Below are 5,842 nucleotides of genomic sequence, written 5' to 3' on the forward strand. Positions count from 1 at the left end.
GAGGCCGAACGCCTCGCCGCCGGCACCCCCTTGGCCCACGCACTCGACCGAGCCGTCCTGGAACGCACCGCGTGACGCGGAGGCGAAACAGACGATTCCGGTCGCGGCCGTTTTCGGACGTCGGGCAGAACGACGGCCGCCCCCGCCGACCGGGGGCGGCCGAGGCCGGGACGGCAGGTCAGGCGAGCGGGTTGGTCCCCGAGTTGGGGCCCGTGTAGCACTGGTCCACGCCCGTGCGCTCGTCGCACAGGACGAGCGCCACGTTCCTGATGTCGAAGTCGTCGGGTCGCGGGCGACGGCGCTTACCGCTTGCTGCTCGACCTGCTCGACCTGCTCGACCTGCTCGACCTGCTCACCGAGGACGAGGCCCGCCAACTGCTCGTCGGGCGGCTCGGCCGGGACCCGGTGGCGGACGCCCCGGACGCCACCGGGGAGGTCATCACGCGCTGTGCCCGGCTGCCGCTCGCCCTGTCGATCGTGGCCGCCCGCGCCGCCACGGCCCCGCGCCTCCCGCTCGCCTCGTTCGCCCGCGAACTGCGCGAGGCCGGTTCGGGGCCCCGCGGGCACCGCCTGTGCCACGCCCACCTGGGTCTCGGCGACCGCCGGGAGGCGATCAGCTGCCTTCGGGCCGCCCTGCGGCTGCGGCACGAGCGCGGCGACCTCGCCGAGGTGGCGGACACCCTCTGCCACATCGCCGAGACCCACCGGTCCGCCGGCGACCACCGCACGGCCGTCCTCCCGTGGCAGCGGGCCCTGGCCGTCCAGGACCGGCTCGACCACGTCGACGCCCACCGGATCCGGGCCCGGCTGCGCGAGACCACCACCGGTCCCGTGGCCGCCCCGAGCTGACCCGACGGCCGCCGCGCGACCCGCTCGGGGGCCCCGCTCCCACCTCCGCCGGGCCGGAGGCATACCGTGAGGAGTCGAACGAGAGGAGAAACGGCATGGGCAGCCGCACCGCGCTGGTGGAGGACCTGATGGAGAGGTTCCCGCACGTGCCACGGGAAGCCGTCTTCAAGGAGGACCTGCTCAGGGGCGGCGTGGCCTTCGACGCCTCCGCCCTCAGCGACAACGAGAACGGCGAGGTCAAGCCGAAGTCGTACTTCATCTTCTCCTTCGACCACGGCACCCTGCCCGAACTGGGCGAGGCCGCCCTGCGCCGCCCGCCCGAGGAGATCATCCTCACCGGCGGCCCCTACGACCTGCGGCGCACCGTCGTGTCCGTACGGGTCAACCCGTCGTCGCCGTACCGGGTCGCGGCCGACGCCGACGGCCTCCTCGGCCTCTACCTCGACGGCCGCCGCATCGCCGACGTCGGTGTGCCGCCGATGCCCGAGTACTACCGGCACACCCTCTCCAACGGGAAGTCCGTGATGGAGGTGGCCCCCACCATCCAGTGGGGCTACCTCATCTACCTGACCGTGTTCCGCGTCTGCCAGTACTTCGGCGCCAAGGAGGAGTGCCAGTACTGCGACATCAACCACAACTGGCGCCAGCACAAGGCGGCCGGTCGGCCGTACACGGGTGTGAAGGACGTCGACGAGGTCCTGGAGGCCCTGGAGATCATCGACCGGTACGACACGGCGAAGACCTCCACCGCGTACACCCTCACCGGCGGCGCGATCACCAAGACGGTCGCCGGACGCGACGAGGCCGACTTCTACGGCCACTACGCCAAGGCCATCGAGGAGCGCTTCCCGAACCGCTGGATCGGCAAGGTCGTCGCGCAGGCGCTGCCGCTCGACGACGTCAAGCGCTTCCACGACTACGGCGTGAAGATCTACCACCCCAACTACGAGGTGTGGGACGAGTACCTCTTCAAGATGTACTGCCCGGGCAAGGAGCGCTACGTCGGCCGCGACGAGTGGCACAAGCGCATCCTCGACTCGGCGGAGGTCTTCGGCGCGCGCAACGTCATCCCCAACTTCGTCGCGGGCGTCGAGATGGCGGAGCCGTTCGGGTTCACCACGGTCGACGAGGCCATCGCGTCCACCACCGAGGGCCTGCGCTTCTTCATGTCGCACGGCATCACGCCCCGCTTCACCACCTGGTGCCCGGAGCCCACGACCCCGCTCGGCAAGGCCAACCCGCAGGGCGCGCCGCTGGAGTACCACATCAGGCTCCTGGAGGCGTACCGCGCCACGATGGACGACTTCGGTCTGTCCTCGCCCCCCGGTTACGGCCCGCCCGGCCCCGGTCACGCGGTGTTCTCCGTCAGCTCCTTCATGGACAGCCTCCCGGCGGCGGAGGAGACCACCGAAGAGGTTACAGTCAAGTAACTTCCGCGACCGGTGAGTCTAACGGGGCTCCCGTACGTACAACTCCACAGCGGAAACCGACGTTCGGCACATCTGAACACGCGGCTTGTCAGTTGTGTGGGAAGCGTGAAAAGCTCGGGGCCGCCACCAGGTGGTCCCCTCAACTCCCTTGCCTCAAGGGCCAGTTGACCTTTCTGTTGGACTTCCCCCCTCGCTCTGTGGATGCAGGAGACCCATGCCCGACCTGCCGAAGCCCCAGGACGCCGTCGAAGCCGCGCTGTTCTCGGAGTGCTGGGACGCGGTCCTGTCGTACGCCGATCTGTGCACCTCCGGCTCGAACGCGGCGACCCAACTGGCCACCCAGGCCTTCAGCGGCGGCATGCGTGAGGCCGAGGTCCTGGAGTTCGAGGCGGGCGTCGGCCGCGGTGCGGGACGGCGGGCCCTGCGCCTGCCCCGCATACCCTTCCTCCTGACCTGGGTCAGGACCACCGCCGCCACCTGGGAGTCGGGCGGACAGGGCCACCGGCTCGACCCCGACCTGCGACTGTGGCTCAACTCGGACAAGGCGTTCCGCTACGCCGGTCCGCCGCTGCACCGCCCCCTCGCCCTGCGCGCCCTCAGGGACATGCAGGAGCCCGACGCGGCGCTGCTGTGGCTTGCGGAGGTCGAGGCGCTGCCGCTGACCTCGGTGGCCCGCCGGCTCGGCCTGGACCCGGCCGTCGCCCGCGCCGAACTCGACCAGGTGCGGGGCCTGTTCCGCGACCGGTGCCAGCGCAATCTGGTCGACACGCCCATGGACGCCGACTGCCGCAGCTACGCACGGCTGCTGGACGCGGTCACCCGCTCGCCCGGCACGGACACCCCCGACGACCTCTCCCGGCACCTCGCCACCTGCGTGGAGTGCGCCGAGGCGGCCGCCTGCCTCGGCCTGCACGGCGGCGGACTGCCCGCCGCCCTCGCCGGCGGCGTCATCGGCTGGGGCGGACTCGCCTACCTGGAGCGCCGCCGCCGCGCCGCCGAGGCGGGCCTCCTGCCCGGCCGCGCCGACTCCACCGGCACCGACCGGGGACTCTCACCGGGCAAGGAACCCCGCCCGAGGATCGGCCGTACCGGGATGCTGGTCGGCGCCGCCGTCGTCTCCGTGCTCGCGCTCGCCGTCTCCCTGATGCAGTTCGGCGACGATGACACGGCCGTGGCCGAGGGCGGCAGGACGAGCGAGTCGCCGGTGGTCCAGCGGGACCCCTCCTTCCCGGAGGCCCAGCCCGGCCCGTCCGGCGATTCGACCGGGCTGCAGAGCACGACCCGCCCGCAGGAGACCGGCACCGACGGCGACGGCGGCAACAGCAACGAGGAACCCCAGGGCGACTCCTCGACGCCCGCCAAGGTGTCGCACGAGCCGGTCGAGCCCGGCAAGCCGTCCTCCGTGACCTGCCACGTCCGCTACCAGGTCGACAACGAGTGGCCGGGCGGCTTCCAGGCGACCGTCACCGTCACCACCACCAAGGCCCTCGACGGCTGGCGCATCGGCTGGTCCTACGAGGGCGGCCAGCGCGTCACACAGATGTGGGACGGCACCTTCGACCAGAACGGCTCCCGCGTCACGGCCACCGCCGCCGACTACAACAAGACGGTCGCCAAGGGCGGCACGTTCGGCGTCGGCTTCCTCGGCGCCTGGGAGAGCGACGCCAACACGGTCCCCGACGACTTCACCCTCAACGGCCGCCCCTGCAAGACGGCCGACTAGCTGTTCTGTCCGGGGAGGTTGTGGACGGGTGAGCCCGGCCAACCGGGCAGGCCCGGCAGGCCGACGGGCCGGGCCGCCCAGGCCGGCATGCCGGGATAGGGGCATACCGACACGCAGGGCCGGCCGGGCAGACGGGCATACCCGGCAGGCCAGGCATACCGGCGTACCGGGCGGACGGGCGCATGGGTAGACGGGCACACCGACAAGCCGGGCAAGCCGGCTGTCTGGCACGCGGGAAGGTCGGGCCAACGGGCAGAGCGGCAGTTCGGGCCTACCGGCGGACCGGCAGGCCGGGCCGACCGGCCGAGCGGCAGGTCGGGCGGCTTGGTGACTGCCCCGGCTGCGCCGACTGCCCAGGCTGCGCCGGTCGGCGGGCGGATTCGCTGCTGCCGGTTAATTCGATTGACGGGGCCCCGCTGGCCCCCGCTAGGGTGTGATCACCCCGCATCGCGGCCCCTTCGGCCGCCGGTGCCGACGACGAGCAGAGAACAACAGGAGGTGTCGACCGATGGCTGTCACGGTGACGAGCGCTGCCCTCATCCAGGAATCCATCCAGTCCACCTCCGTGGTCTCCGGCTGACACACCCAGACTTCACCCCGCGCCGCCCCCGACGGGCTCGCGCGGCCGCCGGGACCACCCTTGTGAAGGGTCTCCCTTGACTTTCTCCGGCTCTCCTTCCGGTTCCGCCTCCTCTCTCTCCGCTCTCACCCCCTACGGCTGGGACGACGCCTGGGCGGACGCCTTCGCCCCGTACGACGCCGAGGGCCTCGTCGCCGGGCGGGTCGTCCGGGTCGACCGGGGGCAGTGCGACGTCATCACGACCGACGGCCCGCTGCGGGCCGACACCGCGTTCGTCACCCCGCACGACCCCATGCGGGTCGTGTGCACCGGCGACTGGGTCGCCGTCGAACCCGCGGGCGACCCCCGCTACGTCCGCACCTACCTACCCCGCCGCAGTGCGTTCGTGCGCTCCACCTCCTCCAAGCGCGCCGAGGGCCAGATCCTCGCCGCCAACGTCGACCACGCCGTCGTCGCCGTGTCGCTCGCCGTGGAACTCGACCTCGGCCGCGTCGAACGGTTCCTCGCGCTGGCCTGGGAGTCCGGGGCGCAACCGGTGGTCGTGCTCACGAAGGCCGACCTCGTACCGGACGCGGTGACCCTCGCGTACCTGGTGCAGGACGTCGAGACGACCGCCCCCGGCGTCCCCGTCATCCCCGTCAGCTCCACCTCCGGCGAGGGCCTCGACGTCCTCGGCGCGGTGCTCTCCGGCGGCACCTCCGTGCTGCTCGGGCAGTCCGGCGCGGGCAAGTCGACCCTCGCCAACGCGCTGCTCGGGGAGGACGTCATGGACGTCCAGGCCACCCGCGACGTCGACGGCAAGGGCCGGCACACCACCACCACCCGCAACCTCCTCGCCCTCCCCGGCGGCGGAGTGCTCATCGACACCCCCGGGCTGCGCGGCGTCGGCCTCTGGGACGCCGAGACCGGCGTCAACCAGGTCTTCGCCGAGATCGAGGAACTCGGGGCGCGCTGCCGCTTCCACGACTGCGCGCACGTCGCCGAGCCGGGCTGCGCGGTGCTCCAGGCCGTGGACACGGGCACCCTGTCCCCGCGCCGTCTGGAGAGCTACCGCAAGCTCCTCCGCGAGAACCAGCGCATCGTCGCCAAGAGCGACGCCCGCCTGCGCGCGGAGATCCGCAAGGAGTGGAAGCGCAGGGGCGCGGAGGGCCGCGCGGCGATGGAGGCGAAGCGCGGCGGCCGCCACTAGGGGGTGGGCATCCCCTGGAGGGCGGGCCACAGGCCCGTCCCTCCAGGGCACGGGCCCGTCCCGTCAGGGGC

Annotated in this window: 4 protein-coding genes; all 4 read left to right on the top strand. The window is 72.5% G+C overall.

Annotated elements, in window-relative coordinates:
* Nucleotides 1-309 precede the first annotated feature (309 nt).
* The 4 genes from AOK23_RS07785 (at nt 310) to rsgA (ending at nt 5,771) form a co-directional block, all read left to right on the top strand.
* On the top strand, nt 310-849 hold the full coding sequence (locus AOK23_RS07785) for a tetratricopeptide repeat protein (RefSeq protein WP_055712014.1): 540 nt from the start codon (nt 310-312) through the stop codon (nt 847-849).
* A gap of 95 nt (nt 850-944) precedes the next feature.
* On the top strand, nt 945-2,279 hold the full coding sequence (locus AOK23_RS07790; protein WP_055712015.1) for a radical SAM protein: 1,335 nt from the start codon (nt 945-947) through the stop codon (nt 2,277-2,279).
* 214 nt (nt 2,280-2,493) lie between these two features.
* Nucleotides 2,494-4,002, top strand: a complete 1,509-nt coding sequence (locus AOK23_RS07795; RefSeq protein ID WP_055712016.1) for a cellulose-binding domain-containing protein — start codon at nt 2,494-2,496, stop codon at nt 4,000-4,002.
* Between the two features lie 656 nt (nt 4,003-4,658).
* Complete coding sequence (gene rsgA / locus AOK23_RS07800) at nt 4,659-5,771, top strand: ribosome small subunit-dependent GTPase A (RefSeq protein ID WP_055712017.1); 1,113 nt, start codon at nt 4,659-4,661, stop codon at nt 5,769-5,771.
* The last annotated feature ends 71 nt before the right edge of the window (nt 5,772-5,842 follow it).

Origin of the sequence: Streptomyces torulosus (assembly GCF_001419765.1) — a bacterium.
GTDB lineage: Bacteria > Actinomycetota > Actinomycetes > Streptomycetales > Streptomycetaceae > Streptomyces > Streptomyces torulosus.